The sequence below is a fragment of the Streptomyces sp. NPDC042346 genome (genome assembly GCF_055581845.1).
In genome coordinates this window covers 141714-162751 of the sequence record NZ_JBVJEH010000005.1, presented here as the reverse complement: position 1 = coordinate 162751, position 21038 = coordinate 141714, and the positions used below count along the sequence as shown (strand labels likewise).

General features: G+C 73.2%; 20 protein-coding genes. 6 read left to right on the top strand and 14 right to left on the bottom strand.

What is annotated here, in order from left to right; all coding sequences use genetic code 11:
- The first annotated feature begins 12 nt into the window (after positions 1 to 12).
- Positions 13 to 825 carry a class II aldolase/adducin family protein gene (locus tag ACZ6K0_RS22330; RefSeq protein WP_376403668.1) on the top strand — a complete coding sequence of 271 codons (813 nt, stop codon included), beginning with the start codon at positions 13 to 15 and terminating at the stop codon, positions 823 to 825.
- Positions 826 to 952: 127 nt separating this feature from the next.
- On the opposite strand, the gene ACZ6K0_RS22325 is transcribed toward ACZ6K0_RS22330, so the two are convergent.
- Positions 953 to 2554 carry an MFS transporter gene (locus tag ACZ6K0_RS22325; protein WP_469229838.1) on the bottom strand — a complete coding sequence of 534 codons (1602 nt, stop codon included), beginning with the start codon at positions 2552 to 2554 and terminating at the stop codon, positions 953 to 955.
- A gap of 216 nt (positions 2555 to 2770) precedes the next feature.
- Between ACZ6K0_RS22325 and ACZ6K0_RS22320 the strand changes: the two genes are divergently transcribed.
- Positions 2771 to 3394, top strand: coding sequence for a TetR/AcrR family transcriptional regulator (locus ACZ6K0_RS22320; RefSeq protein ID WP_469229836.1), 624 nt, complete (start codon positions 2771 to 2773; stop codon positions 3392 to 3394).
- A gap of 133 nt (positions 3395 to 3527) precedes the next feature.
- On the opposite strand, the gene ACZ6K0_RS22315 is transcribed toward ACZ6K0_RS22320, so the two are convergent.
- From ACZ6K0_RS22315 to ACZ6K0_RS22285, 7 genes are all read right to left on the bottom strand, one after another.
- Positions 3528 to 4751: a styrene monooxygenase/indole monooxygenase family protein gene (locus ACZ6K0_RS22315; RefSeq protein WP_469229834.1), complete on the bottom strand. Its 1224-nt coding sequence runs from the start codon at positions 4749 to 4751 to the stop codon at positions 3528 to 3530.
- Positions 4752 to 4806: 55 nt separating this feature from the next.
- Complete coding sequence (locus ACZ6K0_RS22310; protein WP_376403676.1) at positions 4807 to 5790, bottom strand: LLM class flavin-dependent oxidoreductase; 984 nt, start codon at positions 5788 to 5790, stop codon at positions 4807 to 4809.
- Between the two features lie 108 nt (positions 5791 to 5898).
- Positions 5899 to 6390: a flavin reductase family protein gene (locus tag ACZ6K0_RS22305; protein ID WP_376403678.1), complete on the bottom strand. Its 492-nt coding sequence runs from the start codon at positions 6388 to 6390 to the stop codon at positions 5899 to 5901.
- Positions 6391 to 6418: 28 nt separating this feature from the next.
- Positions 6419 to 8044 carry an AMP-binding protein gene (locus tag ACZ6K0_RS22300; protein ID WP_376403680.1) on the bottom strand — a complete coding sequence of 542 codons (1626 nt, stop codon included), beginning with the start codon at positions 8042 to 8044 and terminating at the stop codon, positions 6419 to 6421.
- Positions 8041 to 9252, bottom strand: a complete 1212-nt coding sequence (locus ACZ6K0_RS22295; protein WP_376403682.1) for an acyl-CoA dehydrogenase family protein — start codon at positions 9250 to 9252, stop codon at positions 8041 to 8043. Before ACZ6K0_RS22295 ends, ACZ6K0_RS22300 begins: the two co-directional genes overlap by 4 nt.
- A 44-nt stretch (positions 9253 to 9296) precedes the next feature.
- Complete coding sequence (locus ACZ6K0_RS22290) at positions 9297 to 10823, bottom strand: FAD-binding oxidoreductase (protein WP_469229831.1); 1527 nt, start codon at positions 10821 to 10823, stop codon at positions 9297 to 9299.
- A gap of 109 nt (positions 10824 to 10932) precedes the next feature.
- Positions 10933 to 11433: a flavin reductase family protein gene (locus tag ACZ6K0_RS22285; RefSeq protein WP_376403686.1), complete on the bottom strand. Its 501-nt coding sequence runs from the start codon at positions 11431 to 11433 to the stop codon at positions 10933 to 10935.
- Between the two features lie 214 nt (positions 11434 to 11647).
- Here ACZ6K0_RS22285 and ACZ6K0_RS22280 point away from each other — a divergent pair, with 214 nt between their 5' ends.
- On the top strand, positions 11648 to 12745 hold the full coding sequence (locus ACZ6K0_RS22280; RefSeq protein ID WP_469229829.1) for a prephenate dehydrogenase: 1098 nt from the start codon (positions 11648 to 11650) through the stop codon (positions 12743 to 12745).
- A 107-nt stretch (positions 12746 to 12852) separates the two neighbouring features.
- Here ACZ6K0_RS22280 and ACZ6K0_RS22275 read toward each other — a convergent pair whose 3' ends face one another.
- Positions 12853 to 13935 carry an LLM class flavin-dependent oxidoreductase gene (locus tag ACZ6K0_RS22275; RefSeq protein WP_376403690.1) on the bottom strand — a complete coding sequence of 361 codons (1083 nt, stop codon included), beginning with the start codon at positions 13933 to 13935 and terminating at the stop codon, positions 12853 to 12855.
- Positions 13936 to 14332: 397 nt separating this feature from the next.
- On the opposite strand from ACZ6K0_RS22275, the gene ACZ6K0_RS22270 reads away from it, so the two are divergent.
- Both ACZ6K0_RS22270 and ACZ6K0_RS22265 read left to right on the top strand, forming a co-directional pair.
- Positions 14333 to 14899: an RNA polymerase sigma factor gene (locus ACZ6K0_RS22270; protein WP_469229827.1), complete on the top strand. Its 567-nt coding sequence runs from the start codon at positions 14333 to 14335 to the stop codon at positions 14897 to 14899.
- A gap of 95 nt (positions 14900 to 14994) precedes the next feature.
- The gene (locus ACZ6K0_RS22265) at positions 14995 to 15384 is read left to right on the top strand and encodes a hypothetical protein (protein ID WP_469229826.1); all 390 of its coding nucleotides are present in this window, start codon (positions 14995 to 14997) and stop codon (positions 15382 to 15384) included.
- Here the strand turns inward: ACZ6K0_RS22265 and ACZ6K0_RS22260 are convergent.
- Positions 15368 to 17158, bottom strand: coding sequence for an ABC transporter ATP-binding protein (locus ACZ6K0_RS22260; RefSeq protein ID WP_469229824.1), 1791 nt, complete (start codon positions 17156 to 17158; stop codon positions 15368 to 15370). The genes ACZ6K0_RS22265 and ACZ6K0_RS22260 overlap by 17 nt on opposite strands.
- A 74-nt stretch (positions 17159 to 17232) precedes the next feature.
- On the opposite strand from ACZ6K0_RS22260, the gene ACZ6K0_RS22255 reads away from it, so the two are divergent.
- Positions 17233 to 17814, top strand: coding sequence for a TetR/AcrR family transcriptional regulator (locus tag ACZ6K0_RS22255; RefSeq protein WP_469229822.1), 582 nt, complete (start codon positions 17233 to 17235; stop codon positions 17812 to 17814).
- 40 nt (positions 17815 to 17854) lie between these two features.
- On the opposite strand, the gene ACZ6K0_RS22250 is transcribed toward ACZ6K0_RS22255, so the two are convergent.
- From ACZ6K0_RS22250 to ACZ6K0_RS22235, 4 genes are all read right to left on the bottom strand, one after another.
- Positions 17855 to 18934, bottom strand: coding sequence for a sensor histidine kinase (locus ACZ6K0_RS22250; RefSeq protein WP_469229820.1), 1080 nt, complete (start codon positions 18932 to 18934; stop codon positions 17855 to 17857).
- Positions 18927 to 19742 (bottom strand): response regulator transcription factor, encoded by an 816-nt coding sequence (locus ACZ6K0_RS22245; RefSeq protein WP_469229819.1) that lies wholly within the window; start codon positions 19740 to 19742, stop codon positions 18927 to 18929. The genes ACZ6K0_RS22250 and ACZ6K0_RS22245 overlap by 8 nt, the downstream gene beginning before the upstream one ends.
- Positions 19743 to 19751: 9 nt before the next feature.
- Complete coding sequence (locus tag ACZ6K0_RS22240) at positions 19752 to 20441, bottom strand: VanZ family protein (protein WP_376403705.1); 690 nt, start codon at positions 20439 to 20441, stop codon at positions 19752 to 19754.
- A gap of 69 nt (positions 20442 to 20510) precedes the next feature.
- Positions 20511 to 21038: FG-GAP-like repeat-containing protein (locus ACZ6K0_RS22235; protein ID WP_469576775.1), on the bottom strand; the 528-nt coding region annotated here is incomplete at its 5' end.

Sequence of the window (21038 nt, the reverse complement as noted above, 5' to 3'; positions counted from 1 at the left end):
AGGAGCCCGCACATGACCGAGATCGCGACGCAGGAACGGGCCGACTACCTGGCCGACACCCACACGGGCCTGCCCATGCCTACCGAGCCCGTCTTCGACTCCGTGGAGGACGACCGCAGGCACCGCAAGCAGCGCCTGACCGCCGCCCTGCGCCTGTTCGGCAAGTACGGGTACGGGGAAGGCGTGTCGGGACACATATCGGTACGAGATCCCGAGGGCGACGACCTGTTCTGGGTCAACCCGTTCGGCGTCCCCTTCAGCCGGGTGAAGGTCCGTGACCTGATCCTGGTGAACTCCGAGGGGCGGGTGGTCGAGGGCCGTCACCGGCTCAACCCCAGCGCCTTCGTGATCCACTCCGCCATCCACCGCGCCCACCCGGGCGCCGTCGCCGCCGCACACGGGCACACCCCGTACTCGCGGGCGCTCGGCGCGCTCGGCCGGCTGCTCGAACCGCTCGACCAGGAATCCGCCGCCTTCTACGAGGACCAGGTCCTCTACAGCGACTACGAGGGCCCGTCCATCAGCCTCGCGCAGGGCGAGGACATCGCCGCCCGGCTCGGCGACAAGCGGTCGATCCTGCTGCGCCACCACGGTCTGATCACCGTCGGCGGCACGGTCGACGAGGCCGTGCACTGGTTCTTCACGTACGAGGCCGCCGCACAGGTGCAGTTGCTGGCGGCCGCCGCCGGACAGGTGAAGCCGATGAGCCACGAGCAGGCCGTGGCGGCCCGCGACGGCTTCGGCGACCGGCACCTCGGCTGGTTCAGCTTCCAGCTGCTCTGGGACGAGATCGTCCACGAGCAGCCGGACCTGCTCGACGAGTGACCGGACCCGGGCCGGCAGGCCCGTGACCAGGCACGGAAGGCCGCTCCCCTCGACGGGGAGCGGCCTCTCGCGAACCGGCACCTGTTCTCCGGAGTCCGCTCCGGACCGGATCAACGCGCGGACCGGATCAGCGCGCGGACCGGCCGGCGGATTCGGCCGCGCGGCCGTCCGCCTTCTCCGCACCGGACCCGTCCGTGGCGCCCTCGGACGGGGAGTCCCCGGCCGGGGAATCACCGTCCGAGGAGCCGCCGTCCGTGGCCGCCCCGTCCGGGGCGCCGCTGCCGGCCCGCCGCCGGGCCGCGAGCGCGGCGATCGGCACCGAGAAGGCGGAGACGGCCGCGATGAGGATGATCACCCAGGTGCCCTGGTGGTACCCGGTGAGCGCCTCGGCGTGCGAGGGGCTCTCCTCGCCGCCCATGCGGACGGTCACCACGGCGAGCACCACCGCGGCACCGACCTGGTAGCCGGTCTGCAGGATGCCCGCGGCGAGGCCCTGTTCGTTCTCGGCGACGCCCGAGGTGGCCCGCACGTTGGCCGCGGTGAAGGCGAACGGGAAGCCGACGCCGATGAGCACCATGCTGGGCAGGATGACCAGCCAGTACGAGGAGCCCTCGCCCACCCGCAGGAAGAGCAGGAAGGCGACGGTGTAGGCGAACATGCCGCCGAAGACGGGCCAGCGCAGTCCGGTCCGGCCGAGCCACTTCCCCGCGCGGGGCGCGAAGGTGAGGATCATGAGGCCGATCGGCAGGAAGGCGAAGGCCATCTGCAGCGGCGACCAGCCCCGGTAGGACTGGAGGTAGAGGCTGCCGATGAACTGGTAGCTCATGTAGGTGCCGAGGATCGCCGCGGCGATCAGGCTGGCGCCCACGAGGGACTTGTTGCGCAGCAGGCCGAGCCGGAGCAGCGGCTGCGGGCTGCGGGTCTCGATGACGACGAAGGCGGCGAGCAGCAGGGCCGCGGCGGCGAGGACGCCGAGCGTGACGCCGGAGAACCAGCCGCTCGTCGGGGCCTGCACGATGCCGTAGACCAGGAGCAGCATGGCGGCGGTGACCGTGACCGCGCCGGCGGCGTCGAAGTGCCGCTTGGAGCCGTCGTGCGCCGGGTCCTTGGGGACCAGGATCAGGGCGCCGATCAGGGCCGCGAGGGCCACCGGCACGCCGAGCACGAAGGTCCAGCGCCAGCTGGCCTGGGTGAGGGCGCCGCCGACGACCACGCCGATCGAGTATCCGATGGCGCCGCAGGCCGTGTAGATGCCGAGGGCCCGGTTGCGCTGCGGCCCCTCGGGGAAGTTGCCGACGACGATCGAGAGGGCGGAGGGCGCGGTGAGTGCGGCGCCGATGCCCATCACGAGCCGGCCGACGATGACCAGGATGCCGCTGTTCGCCAGTCCGCCGAGCAGGGAGCCGGCCGCCAGGACGGTGAGTCCGACGAGGAACACCCGGCGCCTGCCGAGCAGGTCGGACATCCGGCCGCCGAGCAGCAGGAAGCCGCCGAAGCCGAGGACGTACGCGCTCACCACCCATTGCGCGGCGGACGTGCTCATGCCGAACTCGTCCTTGATCTGGGGGGTGGCGATGCCGACCATGATGTTGTCGAGCGCGTCGAGGGAGAACGCTCCGCACACCACCACGAGCATCAGCCATTCCCGCAGGCCCCACCGCACGCGGGCGTCGGGACCGCTCGTGCCGGGTAAGGCGCCGCCCGCCGTGGCGTCGTCCGCGATAGTCATGAACTGGTTCTCCTTGTCGGATGGGGCTGGGGAGGGGGACGCCGTGCCACCGTGGTCGCCCGACGAGGTGGGCGGGGGGACGGACCGGTCGTAGAGTCGAGGGCAGGACGCGGTACCGCCGATTTCCCCACTCGGGGGGCAGCGGACAACACCACTTCTGTACTAACCTCTACAGAAGAGGCTATCGACCGGCTGATCGGCCGTCAAGGAGGACATGTGGCCCGCACCGGACGCCCCCGCAGCTTCGACCGGGACGCCGCACTGCACACGGCGATGCTCGTCTTCTGGGAACGCGGGTACGCCACCACGTCGACGACCGACCTGAGCGCCGCGATGGGCATCAACCCGCCCAGCCTGTACGCCGCCTTCAAGAACAAGGAACAGTTGTTCCGGGAGGCCATCGAGCTCTACGAGCGCACCGAGGCGGAGTCCTCGCGCCGGGCCATGGACGAGGCCCCGACCGTGCGCGAGGCGATCGCGGCGCTCCTGCACGGGAGCGTCGACCGCTTCACCGCCGACGACCGGCCGCGCGGCTGCATGATCGTGCACGCCGCCAGCAGCTGCACCACCGACCACGAGTCCGTCCGGGACTTCGCGCTGCGCTGCCGGGCCCGGACCAAGTCCACCCTCAAGGCCCGGCTGGACGCCGCCGTGGCGGACGGGGAGCTCGCCGGGGGCACGGACACGGACCGGATCGCCGCCTTCTACACCACGTTCCTCAACGGTCTCTCGTTGCAGGCACGCGACGGGGCCGAGCGTGCCCAGCTGCACGAGCTGGTGGAGATGGCGATGTCCGTCTGGAGCGTCCACACCGGTCCGCTGCCGCTGGTCGCCGCGTAACGCATCGGACATCGGAAAGACGGCCGGGCCGTGCCGTCCGGACTCCTCCCCCGCGGGGGAGGTTCCCGGCGGCACGGCCCGGCCGTGCGCGCTGCCTGCCGTCAGCAGACGCTCTTGATGTCCGTCGCGTCCGTCATCCGGCGTCCGTGATCCTGTCCAGCCAGGCCCGTGTGGCGTCCGGCGTCTTGACGGCCTCCCACATGTCGGCCGGGTGGTTGAAGTTGGCGACGAACGCGTCGGCGACCCGCTGGTCGGCGGTGGCGGTCACGAAGATCCCGCCCACGTGCTCGACCGGCGGCGCGACGTTGAGGTTCGACCAGGCGACGACCGGCTCGGCGGTCCGCCACAGCCGCTCGGCCACCCGCTCGGCGAACGCCTCGTCGAACGGCCCGCCGGCGACGATGAGTTCGGCGATCTCGAAGGCGCTGCGCGAGCCCAGGTTGGCGCCCTGCCCGGCCAGCGGGTCGTTGACGATCCAGGCGTCCCCGAGGGCCAGGGCTATCCGGCCCGAGTCGAGCGTGGTCCAGCTGCGGCGCACCACCGGGGTGAGACCGCCCTGGATGACGTCGCCGGGGCGGCGGATCCCGAACTCCCGGTCGGAGATGCGCTCGCGCAGGTCCGGTGCGAACTCGGCGATGAGCGCCAACAGGGTCTTCTCGAAGCCGGCCTGGTCCTCCAGGTGGTCGTAGGAGGCGAGCTGCTCCAGCGCACCGCCGGGCAGGCCTTCCACGACGATGCCGTGCGCGGGACCGTCGGCTGTGAGGATCCGGGTGGAGAAGATCTCGCCCGCCTCGGTGACCTGGAAGTGGATGTGGCCCGGGTCGACGGGTGCGATGCCGTGGAAGAGGCCGGCGGTCAGGACGCGCTGGGGCCCGGTGTACGGCGAGCGCTCCGGGTCGCGCGGGAAGAGCCCGGTGGTGGCGGCCCGTCCGGTGGCGACCACGACCAGATCGTGGTCGCGGGAGATCCGGTCGATCTCGGCCGCGTCCGGCCGCAGCACGACCACGCGGCCGCCCCGCTCCAGGTAGTCGGCGGTGAGCGTGGGCAGGTAGAGGCGCAGGTCGACGCCGCTCGCGGGTGCGTCGAGGCGGCCGAGGAACTCGATCCCCGGCTCCCCGCGCGCCACGAGGCGGACGCCGAGGGTGTCGTCGTCCCCTCCTTCCCAGTGCGAGACGCCCAGCTCGCGCTCCCGCTCGCGGGTCTTCCCGAAGCGGACGGGGAGGCTCAGCGGGCGTCCCGCCGCGAGCTCCTCGGTGCTGCGCTCGGCGTAGACCGTCGTGGTCACTCCGGCCTGCTGGAGCCGCAGGGCGAGGTGGAGGCCCGAGATGCCTGCTCCGACGATGGCGATGTCTGACATGGTTCCTTGCTCCTTCATGGGTCGGGCGAGCGGGAGAGGCCGTCGGCCCGCGCGCTCAGGCGAACTGCGGGAGGACGTGCTCGGAGAACAGTTCGAGCGAGCGGCGGGCCCGGTCGGCCGGCAGCCCCGGGGCACGGCCGAAGAAGATGATCCGTTCGACGTCTCCCAGGGGCTTGATCCGGTCGCGCAGCCCCTCGGCGACGACGTCGGGCGGGCCCACCAGGAAGAATTCGCGCGGCAGGTCGTCCACGGACGGCAGGCCCGGGTTGCCGAACCACTCCTGGAACTTGTTCAGCAGGTGCCAGTAGTGCTCCCTGATCTCCTGCCAGCCCTCCTCGGCGTCCTCGCACACGTAGACGCCGGGCGTGACGATGGCCGTGAGGGGGAAGCCGGCCGGGTCGTGCCCGTGCTCGGCGAGGGTGCGCCGGTACAGGTCGAGGGTCTCCGGCGGGGTGCCGAGGTCGGGCAGGAAGCGCAGCCCGTGGCGGCCGGCCCGGCGCGCCGCGGCCTCGCTGCCGCCGCCGATCCACACCGGCGGCGGGCTCTGCGGCACCGGGGTGACGACGACGTCGTCGAGGGCGAAGTGCTTCCCGGCGTACGAGAACGGCTCGCCGGTCCAGGCCTTGCGGAGGATCTCGACGGTCTCCTCGGTGCGGGCGCCCCGCTTGGCCCGGTCGAAGCCGAGGGCCTCGAACTCCTTCTCCCGGTAGCCGGGGGCGATTCCGAGCTCCAGCCGGCCGCCGGAGAGCAGGTCGGTGACGGCCGCGTCCTCGGCGAGCCGCAGCGGATGGGTGAGGCCGGCCAGGACCATGGCCGTGCCGAGCCGGACCCGGCTCGTGCGGGCGGCGATGGCGGCGAGCGCCGGGAAGAGGGAGGGCAGGTAGCCCTCGTCGGTGAGGTGGTGCTCGGACAGCCAGACGGACTCGAACCCGAGGGTCTCGGCGTCGGTGGCGAGCGACAGCGTCTCCTCGTAGACGTCGGTCCAGGGCTGCCGCCACGGGGCCGGGTTCCGGAAGTCGAGCCAGATGCCGAATTTCACTGCTTCTCCTCGGAGTTGGTGGTTCGGTGCGCGTGGGTCGGGGTGCGCGGTTCGGGGTGCGCGGTTCGGTGTTCGGGGTGCGCCGGTCGGAGTTCGGGCCGGGTGCGGTCAGGCCTCGGACAGTGCGCGCAGGCTGCCGTTGACGAACACGAGCGGGGGCCTGCGGTGCCGGCCGCCGGTGGACAGGACCTCCCCGATCAGGACCGTGTGGTCGCCGGTGTCGTGGCGGTCGTACAGGGTGCACTCCAGCCAGCCCGGAGCGTCGAGGACCAGCGCCCCGGTGCGCTCCCCGGGCGATGCCGTGCAGGTGAGCAGGGCCCGGGCGCGGGTCTCCCGGTCGCCGTCCAGGGCCTCGGCCATGTCGATGCCGGCGACGTCGAGGATCGACACCGCCCAGACCTTGGTCGTGAGCAGCGTCGCGAGGACCTCGGAGTCGCGGGGGACGGCTAGGGAGACGAGCGGTGGGTCGAGGGAGACGGAGGTGAAGGAGCGGACGGCCACCGCGTCGTGGCGCCGCCGGTCCCCCTCCTCCTCGTAGGTGGTGACGACGCAGATTCCGGTGGCGAAGGTACGCATGGTCGCGGTCAGGTCCAGGGACATGGCAGGCCTCTCGGTGGGGGGTACGGGGTCAGCCCGGGGCGCCGGGGTGCCGGGCGGCGAGGACCGAGCGGCGGAGCTTTCCGGTGGCGGTCCTGGGCAGTTCGTGCTCCGCCAGGGCCTGGGCGTGCACCGGGCCGGCCCCGAAGCGCCGCCGCACCCGCTCGCGCACCCGCTCCGCCGCCTCGTCCGGGGAGACCTCCGGCCTGGGCCGGAAGAAGACCGCGAGCCCGGTGGAACCCGTACCGTCCGCGGCGAGCGGTCGGGCGACGGTGAAGGACGGGAGCACGCACGGGAGTTCCTCGACGGCGTCCTCGATCTCGTGGCCGTGCCACCGGGCGCCGCCGACCTCGATGAGGCCGTCGGCCCGGCCGGTCACGGTGAGCTCGCCGTCCGCCACGAAGGCCAGGTCGTCGGTGACGAGCCAGCCGTCGTCCGAGAGCGGGGCCGGCTGCGGCACCCCGCCCACGAGGTACGTGCCGGCGACCGGCGCCCCGGTGATCTGGAGCCGGCCCACGACCCCGGCCGGCACCACCCGCCCCGACTCGTCCACGACCCGCACGGACACGCCGGGCTGCGGCGTCCCCACCGGCACATGACGCCGGAGCGGGCCGTCGGAGAGGCGGAAGACGCTGTCGACGACGCCGGACGCCGTCTCCGGCATGCCCCACCCGGGGTGCACGGCGGTGGCCGGCAGCCCGTGGGGGGCGAGCGCCTCGACGAACCGCCGGACGACACGGTCCTTGACCGCCTCGCCGCCGTTCATCACGTACCGGAGGCGGCTGAGGTCCCAGGACCGGTCCGGTTCCTCGGCGAGCCGGTCGACGAGGAGCGCGAGGACGCGGTTGGGCGCCCAGGTGGTGTCGATCCGTTCGGCCTCGGCGACGTCGAGCCAGCGCAGTGGGTCGGCGCTGACCCATCCGGGATCGGCGTGCACCTGGTGGCAGCCGAGGTAGACGTCCCGTACGTGGAACATGACGATGCCGCTGACGTGGTCGAGAGGCATCCGGTTGAGGCTGCGGGTGTCCGGGCCGAGGCCCCGCGCGAGGGCGGTGCCGTGGGCCCGGGCGAGCACGTGACGGTGGGTCAGCTGTACGGCCTTGGGCCGGCCGCCGCTGCCCGAGGTCAGCGTGAGCACCGCGGGGTCGTCCGGTCGCGCCTCGACCGGCTCGCGGGCTCCGGCGGACGCACGGTCCGCCTCGTCCCCCGTGCCCGCCACTCTCGCCGCACCCACCGGCCGGAGCGGACGCAGCCCCGGCGGGGGCGGGCCGGGCGGCTCGTCGCCGAGCAGCCACGCCTCCCCGACGGCCTCGACCGCCTCGGCGAGCCCGTCGGCACCGGAGCCGTACGACACGGGCAGCGGGACGAGTCCGCCGAGCACGCACGCCCAGAAGGCGGTGAGCAGGTCGGTGGTGCGGGCCGTGCGGAGGATCACCCGCGCGCCGGGCCGTGCGCCCGCGGCGGCCAGCTCCGCCGCCGCCCGCGCCGCGTCCTCGTACAGCTCGGCGTACGACCTGCGGACGGCCGTACCCGTGCCGTCGATCACGACCACGCCGTGCGGGGTGCGCGCGGCACGCCGGAGCGCCTCGCCGAGCGTGCCGACCGCCGGCGCCGGCAGCGGCCCGCCGGTCAGCTCCGCGCGCGGGTGTCCGGTCATGCCACGATGCCCAGGCTGAAGGGGTTGTACGGGGTGCCGCCGAGCAGATGCGCGCCCGCCGACTGGAGGACCTGGTCCTGGGCGATGACGTGCTGGCGCATCGTCGTCAGGTCGCGCAGCCAGCGGTCGAGCGGCGAGGGCCGGTAGACGGCCGTCGTCGCCACGAGGTCGTAGAGCCGGGTGACGATGGTGCGGGCCACCCGGAAGGCGTTGACGCGCGCCAGGACGGTGTCCACCCGGTCGTCGCGGCCGATCTCACCGCCCTTCTCCAGGATCTCGGCCTGCCTTCGCAGGCTGCCGTAGACGGCGTGCCGGGCGGCGCCGAGTTCCATCTCGGACTCGGCGATGGCCATCTGCACCCGGTAGGTGTCGGCCCACGGCGTGGCGGCGTTGCGGTCGGTGCGGCCGGCGGCCAGCTCCCGTACGTGGTCGAGCGCGGCCCTGGCGACGCCGAGCGGCACGCCGGGCATGTTGCGCAGGATCGCCTCCGCCGTGGAGTGCGGGCCCTCGACGCGCGGGGCGCCCAGGCTGAAGGAGTGCTCCTCCGGGACGAACAGGTCCTTCGCCTGGTAGTCGTTGCTGCCGCTGCCCGCGAGGCCGGTGGTGTGCCAGGTGTCGAGGACCTCGAACTCGTCGCGGCGGGCCAGCATGATGCGCCAGTGCCGGGGCGCGCCGTCGGGCCCGGACTCGGGCCGTCCGTCCTGGTGGACGAAGGTGCCGGCGACGACCCAGTCGGCGTGGGTGATGCCGCTGCCGAAGCCCCAGCGTCCGGTGACCCGGTAGCCGCCGGGCACCCGGTCGGCCCGGCCGAGCGGCAGGATCAGTCCGGCCGTGATGGCGTCGGGGTCGCTGAGTTCCTCGCGGGCGACGGACTCGGGCAGGAACTGGGCGTAGAGCGGGGTGTCCATGCCGATCATGGCGCACCAGGCGGCGGAGGCGTCGCCGCGGGCGAGGGTCTCCACCACCTCCGTCTGCTGGACGGAGTCGAGGCCCGGGCCGCCGAGTTCGGTGGGCACGCCCATGCGGAAGACGCCCGCGTCGCGCAGCTTCTCCACGACCGTGTCGGGCAGCCTGCGGGCCTTCTCGATGTCGTCGGAGAGGCCCCGCAGCACCGGGACGAGGTCCTCGGCGCGCCTGAGCAGTTCCTCCGGAGTGGTCGGGCGGGCGGTGTCGGGACGCCGGGCGGCGACCTCCTGTGAAGTGACCATGTGCTGTAGTCCCCTGTCTCACTGGGGCCGGTGGTCTCCCGCTGTCAGCGGTAACGTCCCGGCGCGATGGCGTTGTTGGGGTCGAGTACGGCTTTGAGCCGACGGGTCAGTGCGAGGGCTCCGGGGTCGACGGCGAGGGCGTCGCGCCGATGGGCGTGGTCGACGTCCAGCCGGTACGGCGCGAAGCCGGCGTCGGCGAACGAGGTGTGGAGAAGGTCGAGGGCGCGGTGGGCCCGCTCGGCGGCGTCTCCCTCGCGGGAGAACTTCATCGCGACCACGCAGTCGATCAGGTCGGGGCCGAGGAGGTGCAGCGTCGCGGAGAGCCGGGTGCCGGTGGCCGCGGCCGCCTCCCTCAGCAGCCCGTCCGCGCGGGAGACGTCCGCGCCGTTGAACGGCAGCAGCGGAAGGAAGAAGACGAAGCCGGCATCCGTGTCCACGCGGTCGGCGGGCACGCCCATCTTGGCCCGGAAGAGGACGTCGGCGATGTCGGGGTCGCCGGCGTAGCCGCGCTCGACGAGCCGGGCGACCTCGTGGTTGGGGTGGGCGGGGTCGATCGCCTCGGTGGCCGTCACCTGGGTGAAGAGGCCGGTGCGGTGGGCCTCGGCGGTCAGGATGCCGGTGAGCGCCTCGACGACCTCGGCGGTGCCGTCGACGGGGAGGTGGGCGAGGAACTCGCCCTCGGTGCCGCCGTACGACCGGGCTGCCGCCGGATCGTAGATCCGCGGGACGCCCCGCGTGAGGCCTTGCGCGACCCAGCGGCGCACGGCGTCGGTCACCGCGCTCAGGGCGGACTGCGGGAAGTCGAGGCGGACCACGCGCAGCGCCTCGGGCCGGGCGGGCAGCCGGATCACCGCGGCGGTGACCACGCCGAGGGCGGACTGGACGAAGAGCGGCAGCGGTGACGGGCCGAGGCCGTGCGGGTAGACCGGTGCGGTCCGGTCGGCCGTGGGCCACCAGCCGACCCGTACGGTCTCGCCGTCCGGCAGCACGACCTCCAGGCCGGCGAGGTCGTCGGTGCGCTGGCCGCGCAGGCCGACGCCGCGGTCCAGGGCGTTGCCGAGGACGCTGGTCGCTGCGGCGGAGACCGTGACGTTGACGAGGCGCGGGGTGTGGGCGAGGAGCCGGGAGAGGTGGCCCTGGGTGACGCCGGGTTCGACGACGGCCCAGCCGGCGTCCAGGTCCAGTGCGCGGACCTTGTCGAGGCCGCCGAGGTCGAGGACGACCACGTCGTCGTCGGCCGGTTCGCGGGAGCCCAGGCCCCAGTTGCGGCCGGTGCTGACCACGTGGAGGCTGCCCGATTCGGTGTCCTTGGAGAAGAGTTCGACGAGCTCGGGGACCTGTCCGGCGGTGGCGGGCCGCAGGACGGCGGCGATCCGGCGGGACCGGAAGAGGCTCGCGTTGGGGCCGAGGAGCCGGGTCGCCCACTCGTCGCCCTCGGGGCGCAGCACCCGGTCCTCGCCGAGGATCCGGGCGGCCGCGTCGAGGGCCTTGCGCAGCGCGGGGCTCCCGGACGCGCTCCGGGGCGCGGGCGGCGCGGCGGGCTCGTCGAGGGCGCTGGACTGTTCGGTCATGCTGGTCTCCCTGGCGAAGTGGCGGTACGAAGACGGGGCCGGGGTCGGGTCGGGGTTCGGGTCCGGGTTCCGGGCCGGGTCCGGGGCCGGGTCACGGTCCGGGACCGGGTCACGGGCTGGTGGCGGGGGTGAGTGCCCCGTGCAGGAACACCAGCGGGTCCTGCGGTGCGCCGACCCCGGTGGCCAGCACGGTGCCGATCACCATGAGGTGGTCGCCGACGGTGAAGGAGTCGGCGAGCGCGCACTCCATCCAGCCGGGTCCCTCGAAGAGCAGGGCTCCGGTGTGCGGCCCCGGCGCGGCGGGCAGGGCGGTCAGCGCCTCGGTCCGGCTCTCCCGGGAGCCGGCGAGGCGGCGGGCGGTGTCCGCCCCGTCCGCGGCCAGGATCGACACGCCCCACCGCCGGGAGGCGAGGAGGTCGGCGAGGAAGGCCGACCCGTGGCGCAGGGAGAGCGACACGAGCGGGGGGTCGAAGGAGACGGGCACGAGCGAGTTGACCGTGATGGCGTCGTGGCGGCGCCCGTCGGGGCTGTCCTGATCCTCGGTCCAGGTGCTCACCACCCCGACACCGGTGGCGAAGTGCCGCATCACCGTGCGCAGATCGAGTTCCACGGCGTTCCTCCTTCGTTCGCTGACGGCCCCTTGGTGACAGAAAACTATGGTCCGGCGCCGGGCGGTTTTGCTGTCCCCGCGCATGCGCTCTGTCGCGTTCGCGAATGCCCGAAGTGCGCTGATGCGTCACTTGCCGTGCGCGGTCGGCCGAGAACCGGACACCCGCTTGCGGTCAGACTGCGACCGTCGACGAACCGGCCATGAGGGGGATCCAGTGATTCGCAATGCGGCAGTGGTGGGGGCCGGGCTGATCGGCACGTCCATCGGGCTCGCGCTGACCCGTCGCGGCGTCCACGTGCACCTGATGGACGCGGACGAGTCGGCGGCGCGGGTGGCCGCGGCGCGGGGGGCCGGTGTCTTCGGCCCGCCTCCCGGGCCGGTGGACCTGGCCGTCGTCGCCGTACCGCCGACGCGGGTGGCGCAGGTGCTCGCGGACCAGCAGCACCGTGGGCTCGCCCACGCCTACACCGATGTGGCGAGCGTCAAGTCCGCCACCGCACTGGCGGTGGCGCGGGCCGGGGTGCACCACGCGAGCTATGTGGGCGGCCATCCCATGGCGGGGAGCGAGCGGTCCGGTCCGCTGGCCGCCCGGGCCGGGCTGTTCGAGGGCCGCACCTGGGTCCTGACCCCCGGCCCCGAGACCTCGTCGGGCACGCTCAACCGGGTGCTCGCCGCCGTCGCGCTGTGCGGCGCCGTGCCCTTGGTGATGGAACCGGGCGTGCACGACCGGGCGGTGGCCCTCGTCTCCCACGCGCCACACCTCGTGGCGACGCTGATGGCGGCGCGCCTCGGTGGGGCGTCCCGCGAGGCGCTCGCGCTGGCCGGGCAGGGGGTACGGGACGTGATCCGGGTCGCCGGCGGCTCCCCTGAGCTCTGGACGGACATCGTCCGGTCGAACGGTCCGGCGATCGCGGAGATCCTCGGCGACTTACGCAAGGACCTGGAGGCGCTGACGCGCGCGCTGAACGCGCTGGAGGTGTCGGGGCCGGAGTCGGAGGAGGCGCTGGCCTCGCTCGTGGACCTCCTGGAGCGCGGCCGGGAAGGCTGGGAGGCGGTGTACGAGCCGGGCGGCCGGACCCCCGTGGAGCGGGTGACGCTGACGGTCCCGCTCGGCGGCGGGCCCGGCGAGGTGGACCGGCTGATCGACGCGGCGGAGGGCTCCGGCATCGACGCGGACGGCATCCGGCTGAGCTGGTCCGACGCGGACACGGAGCTCTCGGCCCTCCTCGCGGCCCCCGCCCCGACGGCCGAGGCGGTCCGCCGCCGGCTCGCGGACGACGGGTGGCGGGTCACGGTGGCGGCGGGTTCGTGACGGGCCGTCGCTGACGGCAGGTGAAGAGGCCCTGGCCCCGGTGGGGGGCCAGGGCCTCTTGCGCGGTGACGTCACCTCAGCCCGAGGTCACCTCCCCCGACGTCCCCTCACCCGGCCGTCACGTCGGCCGGCATGCCGTAGGCGTCGGCAATGAGTTCGTAGGAGCGCACGCGGAAGTCGGGGCTGTGCGAGTTCATCGCGAGCATCAGCTCGTCCGCGTCGGTCCGCTTCTGCAGTTCGTCCAGGCCCGCCCTGACCTCGTCGGCCGTGCCGTACAGGGCGTTGTCGAGCCAGGTGCCGAGGACCGCGCGCTCCTGCTCGGTGAAGACGTGCCGCTCGGCCTCCTCGGGCGTCGGTACGAGACCGGGCCGGCCGCTGCGCAGCCGTACCGTCGCGAGCGCCCCGGTGAGCGCCTGCCGTCGCGCCTCCTCGGCCTCCTCCCCGGCGAAGGCGAAGACGCCGAGCACCACGTACGGCTCGGCCAGGGTCGCGGAGGGCCGGAAGCTCGACCGGTACAGCTCCAGGGCCGGGAGCGTGTTCCGCGCGGAGAAGTGGTGGGCGAAGGCGAACGGAAGGCCCAGCTCGCCGGCGAGGCGGGCGGAGAAACCGGAGGAGCCGAGCAGCCATACCTGCGGCTGCCCCACCTCTCCCTGCACGGGCCCGGGCACGGCGTGGATGCGACGGTAGGGGTGCCCGTCGGGGAAGTCGTCGTGGAGGAAGCGGAGGAGCTCGGCGACCTCGGCGGGGAAGTCGTCGGCCTGCACTCCGTCGGCCCGCCGCAGCGCCGCGGCGGTGGCGCCGTCGGTGCCGGGGGCCCGCCCGAGACCGAGGTCGATGCGGCCCGGTGCGAGCGCCTCCAGGGTGCCGAACTGCTCGGCGACCACGAGCGGGGCGTGGTTGGGCAGCATGACCCCGCCGGAGCCGAGCCGCAGCGTGCGGGTGTGGGCCGCCAGGTGCGCGAGGACGACGGCGGGGCTGCTGCTGGAGATCCCGGGCATGGAGTGGTGTTCGGCCACCCAGTACCGGAGCAGACCCCGGGCCTCGGCCAGTCGGGCCAGCCGCGCCGAGGCCTGGAGCGCCTCGTGGGCCGTGGTGCCCTCGCCGACGGCGGCCAGGTCCAGTACGGAGAGCGGGACGGGGGCGGTTCCTCGGGCGGTGCCGCGGAGGAATTCGGTGTGGGACGCAGTCATGCCCGCGACAACGGAGAACGGGTCGCCCGGATTCCCAACCGAGTCACTAGGGAAGGAAAGTTGGCCGAACACCACACCTTGCGCGGCCGGTCCGGACCCGTACGGCCGGACCCGGAGTCCGGGGCACGGAGTCCGGGGCACGGAGTCCGGGGCACGGAGTCCGGGGCACGGAATCGAGGTGAATCCTTTCCGGCCCTCCCCGCCTCCTATGTGCGTACCGGCCGAACGGGCCGACAGGATGGGGAGGAAACACCATGATGATCACCGGCATCGTCGTGATCGGAGCGCTGCTCGTGGGCGCGTGCAGCTGGCACCTGATGCGGCGTTACAAGAGCCGAAGCTGACCTGAACCCGTGCGCGGGGCGCCTTCCCGGAACGAGTACCGAATGAGGACCAGATGAACCGACGCCTGCCCTGGCCGGACGAGCGGCTGATCAAGGCCGCCCAGGACGGCGACGTCACGTCGCTCACCACCGTGGTCATCGAATCGCAGCCACACGTGCGCAAGTTCGCCCTGTCCCTGTGCGCCTCGCCGCAGGACGCGGAGGACGCGGCGCAGGAGGCGCTGATCATCCTCTACCGGAAGATCGGCACGCTGCGGGCCAGTGGCGCGCTCGCCTCGTGGATGTTCCGGATCGTGCGCAACGAATGCCTCCGGCACGTACGGATGCTCCTCGCCCGGAGCGACGAGGCGCCGGCCGGACCGGAGGCGTCCACGGAACCGTCCGCCGAGGACTCGGCGCTGCACCGGCTGGAGGCGGAGCGGATCGCGGCGGCGGTCAGCGCCCTCCCCCGCGACCAGCGGCAGGTCCTGATCATGCGGGACGTACAGGGCCTGCCCGGCAGGACCGTCGCCGATGCGCTCGGTCTGAGCGGCGCGGCGATGAAGTCGCGGCTGCACAGGGCGCGCGCGGCGCTGCGTGACGCACTGGCGGCGACGGACCCGGCACCGACGCAGACGTAGCCACAGGCACCGACACAGACGCAGACGCAGACGCAGCCATAGACACAGACCCTCGATCATGCCCTCGACCGACGAGCCGGAGGAGAGTCACGACCGTGAACACCTTGCATTCCGTGAAGTCCGCGCCGAGCGCGAAGGCCCCGGCCGCCGCACGACCCGCGGCGCCCGGAACGAACTTCGCCAGCAAGTCCGTCCCGCGCCACCTGGCGCGCGGCGCCGTCGGATTCGGCCTCGTCATCGGCTCGATCGCCCTGGTGCCCGTCGCCGGCCCGGCCACCCTGCTGGCGGCCCCGCTGGCCCTGATCGCCTTCCGCGGCTGCCCCACCTGCTGGATGGTGGGCCTGGCGCAGACCGTCTCCCGCGGCCGTCTGGAGCGCCGGTGCGCGGACGGCGTCTGCACGATCGCGAAGGCCCGGCCGGAGGCCACGACCGGGAAGGAGCACCCGGCCGACGCCGAACCCTACGCCGCTACGCCCTCCCGGTGAGGGGGCGGACGATCCCGGCGTCCATCCGAAGGGACTCCACGAGTTCGCGGTACAGCTCGTCGGTCGCGAGGAGTTCCCCGTGCGCGCCCTGCGCGCGGACCCGCCCGTTCTCCATGACCACGATGGTGTCCGCGTCGACGACGGTGGAGAGCCGGTGGGCCACGGTGACCACCGCGCCGTCCCGGGCCCGCGCCCGTACGCACTCCTGGACGGCCGCCTCGGTGAGCCCGTCCAGCTGAGCGGTGGCCTCGTCCAGGAGCAGGACGTCGGGCGTGGCGAGCAGGGCGCGGGCCAGCGCGATGCGCTGGCGTTCGCCGCCCGAGACGGACGCGGAGGCCAGGGGGGTGTCCAGGCCCGCGTCCAGGGCGGCGATCCTGTCGTCGAGGCGGACGTCACGCAGGACGGCACGGAGCTCGGACTCCGTGGCGTCGGGGCGGGCGAGCAGCAGGTTGTCGCGGAGGGTGCCGGGCACGACGGGGGTGTCCTGTTCGACGTACGCGAGGCGGGCCCGGACGTTGGCGTGCGTGAGGTCGCGGTACGGGCGCCCGTCCAGGAGCAGTTCGCCGCCGGTGGGTTCCAGGAAGCGCAGGACGAGGGAGAGCAGGGTCGTCTTGCCCGCCCCGGAAGGTCCGACGATGGCGAGATGACCGCGCCGGGGGACGGCCAGGTCCACGCCCCGGACGGCGGGCGGCACCCCGGGGGCGTGCGCGGCGGTGACGTCCCGGAAGAGCAGGACGGGGGCGTCGTCGCCCCGCGCGCCGACGGAAGCCGGGGTCTCCTGGGCGCGCTCTTCCAAGGGCAGGGCGTCCGTCTGCCGGATGCGTTCGGCGGCCGCGATGCCGGACTGGAGGGAGGTGACGTTCCGGCTGAGTTCGGTGACCGGGTCCATGAGGGCGAACGCGTACAGCAGGAAGGCGATCAGGCCTGACACCTCCAGCTGCCCCTGGGAGACCCGCCAGGCGCCGACGGCGAGCACGGTGATGATCGCGAGGTTCACCCCGGTCCAGGCGATCGTCCAGGCCAGCGCCTCGCGGCGGACCGCGCGGACGCCGTGCTCCGCCGAGGCACGGGCGTCGGTCAGGATGCGGTCGGCCATCCGGTCCTCGGCGCGGTGGGACTTGACGGTACGGATCGCCCGCAGGGCTCCCTCCAGGGTGCCGCCGAGCCCGCCGACGTACTCCTGCGCCCGTTCCTGCGCACGGGCGATGCCCGGCATCAGGAACACGAAGGCGGCAGCGACCAGGCAGATCGCGAGCAGCGTGGTGGCGAGCAGTACCGGATCGAGGACGGCCATCAGGGCCAGGCAGCCGACGAGGGTGACCCCGCCGTTGACGAGGCCGACCAGGGATTCCGCGGCGGCCTCGCGCAGCAGCACCGTGTCGGAGGTGACGCGGGTGACGAGCTCGCCCGGCGGACGGCGGGTCACGCCGGGGACGGCGGCGCGCAGGAGGTGCCGGACCATCGACTCCCGGGCGTCGAGGACGACCCGCTCCCCCAGCGCGCCCAGGATGATCCACTGCCGGTAGGCGACCGCGCCGCCGGTCACCAGGAGCACCAGAAGCGCGGCCACCGGGCCGGCGAGCGAGGCTCCGTCGCCCAGGGCGTCGAGGACCTGCTTGGTGACCATGGGCGTGGCGAGCCCGAGGGCGGACGCGACAAGCGCCAGGGCCAGGCCGTGCAGGAGAGTGCGCCGGTGCGGGCGGGCGAAGGACCAGAGCACGCGCAGCCGCGGAGCAGAGACAGCGGGGGTAACGGAGGCAGCGGAGCGCTTCATACCCACAAGGGAACATCGATGTTCCATAAAAGGCAAACACTGCCCCTATTCGGTGGAGCGGATACCGTTGCCCCATGCCGAAGGGGACCGATCTCACCGTCACCCGCGAGAGCGCCACCCGCGCCCGCACCCGCCGCGCCATCCTGGACGCCGCCGTCACGCTGCTCTCCGCCGACCCGGCCGCCTCGCTGGGCGACGTCGCCGAGGCCGCCGGGGTCGGCCGTACCACCGTCCACCGCTACTTCCCCGAGCGCTCCGACCTCATCGCCGCCATCGGCGCGGACATCACCGAACGGGTCGCGGTGGCCACCGACCGGGCCCGGCTCGACGACGGACCGGCTCCCGAGGCCCTGGAGCGCCTCTGCCAGGAGTACTTCGAGCTGGGCGACCGGCTGATGCTCCTCTACGACGTGCCGCAGTTCGCCGAGTGGTCCGGGTTTGAACAGGAGACCCCCGCCGACCGGGCGATCCTCGCCCTGCTCCGGCGCGGCCAGGACCAGGGCACCCTCGATCCGCAGACCGACGCCGGCTGGATGCGCGAGGTGCTGTGGGCCCTGCTGTACGCGGCGTGGCTCCGGACCCGCGACCACGGCACGCCCCGGCACGCCGCCCTCACCCAGTGCCTGCACACGCTGGGAAAGGCGACCGCTTCCTGAATCGGCTCCCGGAGCGCCTGCCGGTGCGGGGTGACGGCGTCTACGCCTCGCCGGGAATCCGGACCGTGACGAGGAGACCGCCGCCGGGGCGGGCGGCGAGGTCGAGGGTCCCGGCGTGGGCGCGGACGATGCTGTGCACGAGGGCCAGGCCGAGGCCGACGCCGGCGTGCTCGTCGGTGCGGACGCGTTCCGTGCCGCGCTGGAAGGGTTCGGTGAGCGTCGGCACCAGTTCCGGTGGCAGCGGATGGCCCGTGTTCTCGACCCGGACCACGCTCGCGTCGCCCTGCTCCTCGGTGTGGACCGTCACGGTGCCGCCGTCGGGGAGGTTGTGGACGAGGGCGTTCTGGACGAGGTTCGTCATCATCCGCAGGAGGAGCTCCGCGGAGCCGCTGGTCCGTGCCGCTCCGCCGGTGACGTCGAGCGTGATCCCGCGCTGTTCGGCGAGGGGCAGCAGCGTTTCGGCGGCCTCTTCGGCGACGAGGGAGAGGTCGACGCTCTCGCGGGCGAAGGTCCCGCGGTCGCTGCGGGCGAGCAGCAGGAGGGCCTCGGTGAGGTCGATCGCGCGCGTATTGACGACGTGCAGCCGTTCGACGAGTTCGCCCCGGTCCCGCGTCGGGTCCTTGCGGGCGACGTCGAGAAGCGTCCGCGAGATCGCCAGCGGGGTGCGCAGTTCGTGGGAGGCGTTCGCGGCGAACCGCTGCTGCTCGGCGACGTGCGACTCCAGTTGTTCGAGCATGCCGTCGAACGCGTCGGCGAGTTCCCGGAATTCGTCCTGCCGGCCTGTCATGCGGATCCGGTGGGACAGCGAGGCGTTCCCGGCCATGCGCGCCGCGTCGGTGATCCGGGTGAGCGGTGCGAGCATCCGGCCGGCGAGGAGCCATCCTCCGACGAGGCCGAACACGAGCAGGAAGGCCATCGCGACGGCCGCGGCGGGGGCGAAGGTGCGGACGAGGAGGTAGCGGTTGGGCGAGGTCCCGAGCAGGCCCTGGGTGTTGTCGGGTACGTAGCGCAGCAGGAACCCCCACACCACGGCCAGCAGGAGCGCGCCTGCGACGGCGAGGAACCCTGCGTAGCTGAGGGTGAGTTTCAGTCGGACGCTGAGCCCTGGCCGTCTACGCATGCGTACGGCCGGGGCGGGTGGTGTCCGGACCGGCATCGGGGCCGGGACCGGCGTCGGGACTGAGGCCGGCTTCGGGGCCGGGACCGGCGCCGGGGCCGAGGCCGGCGTCGAAGCCGGGACCGGCGTCGGGGCCGAGGCCGGCATCGGGGGTGGCGTCGATGCGGTAGCCGACACCCGGCACCGTGGCGATGATCCACGGTTCGCCGAGCCGTTTGCGCAGTGCGGAGACGGTGATGCGGACGGCGTTGGTGAAGGGGTCGGCGTTCTCGTCCCAGGCCCGTTCCAGCAGCTCTTCGGTGCTGACGACCCCGCCTTCGGCGGCGACGAGGACGTCGAGCACGGCGAACTGCTTGCGGGTGAGGGCGACGTAGCGTCCGTCGCGGAAGACCTCCCGGCGGAAGGGGTCGAGCCGCAGGCCCGCGATCTCGCGGACCGGGGGCCGGGCGTACGCGCGCCTGCGGTCGAGCGCCCTCAGCCGCAGGACGAGCTCCCGCAGCTCGAACGGCTTGGTGAGGTAGTCGTCGGCGCCGAGCGCGAACCCGGAGGCCTTGTCGTCGATCCGGTCGGCGGCGGTGAGCATGAGGATCGGGATGCCGCTGCCGGACGCGACGATGCGCCGGGCGATCTCGTCGCCGGAGGGGCCGGGGATGTCGCGGTCGAGGACGGCGAGGTCGTAGGAGTGGATGCCGAGCAGCTCCAGGGCGGAGTCGCCGTCGCCCGCGATGTCGGCGGCGATCGCCTCCAGCCGGAGGCCGTCACGGACGGCTTCGGCCAGGTAGGGCTCGTCCTCCACGATCAGTACGCGCATGCCCGAAGCCTAAGCAGCACTCCGTATCGCCGATGTATGCGAGGGCCTGGTCCGCCACCAGCGGCGGGACGCCAGCGCGGCCAGTACGGCGCCGGTGGCGTTGACCAGGACGTCGTCCACGGAGGACACCCGGTCCAACCGGAGGACGTACTGTGCGGTCTCGACCAGGATCGAGCAGCCCGCGCCGAGCGCGAGGATCCGTGGCGCGGTCGCCAGCGCGGTGAAGCGCATCGGGGCGAAGAACCCCAGCGACGCGAAGACCAGCAGGTTGCCGACGATCCCGAGGGGCCCCATCGTGACCAGGTCCCGCAGCGGCACCAGGCTCACCCGGGCGGGAACGATGCCGGCCCCGCCGCCCGGCATCATCGTGATCCAGAGGAACGGCACCGTCCCGTGGACCATGCCCACCTCGGCCAGCGACAGCCGCCACGCCGAGGCGACACCGACGGCACGCCGACGCCGTGCCAGGGCCCACACCAGCAGCAGGGACAACGGCAGTGCGACCAGCGTCATGAGCACCACGCCGTTGAAGGTGTCGAGGCAGCCGTGCCACTGCCCTGTCATGCACCGCGGAGCGGACATCAGCAGCGGCCCCCGCACGACGAACAGAGCGCTCGCCAAGCCGAGGACCGCCAGGCCGATGAGCACGATCCTGCGGAGGGGGCGGGGCGGGGCCGTCAGGGATGCGGTGTGATCCATGCCCCCATGAGAACCGGAGGTCCGTTGCGCGGGCGTATCCGATTCTCGATACGCCCGCGATACATCAGATCAGATACGGACTTGTTCCCCGGTCCACGAGGTGGAGCCGGTGGCGATGTAGCCGTTGTCGGTGAACTTGACCTTGCCCGTGGCGTCGGCGGTGTTGGCGAAGGCACGGGTGGCACCGTTCGCCTCGACGATCACGTAATCCGCCCGCTGATCGGCATTGACGTCCGCGAAACGCACCTGATCACCCGACCAAGACGTCGAACCCGTCGCGATGTACCCGCTGTCCGTGAACTTGACCTTCCCGGCGGCATCCGCCGTGTTCACGAACGCACGCGTAGCACCATTCGCCTCGACGATCAGGTAGTCCGCCCGCTGATCGGCATTGATATCGGCGAATCGCACCTGGTCGCCGGACCAGGTTGTCGAGCCGGTGGCGATGTAGCCGTTGTCGGTGAACTTGACCTTGCCCGTGGCGTCGGCGGTGTTGACGAAGGCACGGGTGGCACCGTTCGCCTCGACGATCACGTAATCCGCCCGCTGATCGGCATTGACGTCCGCGAAACGCACCTGATCACCCGACCAAGAACG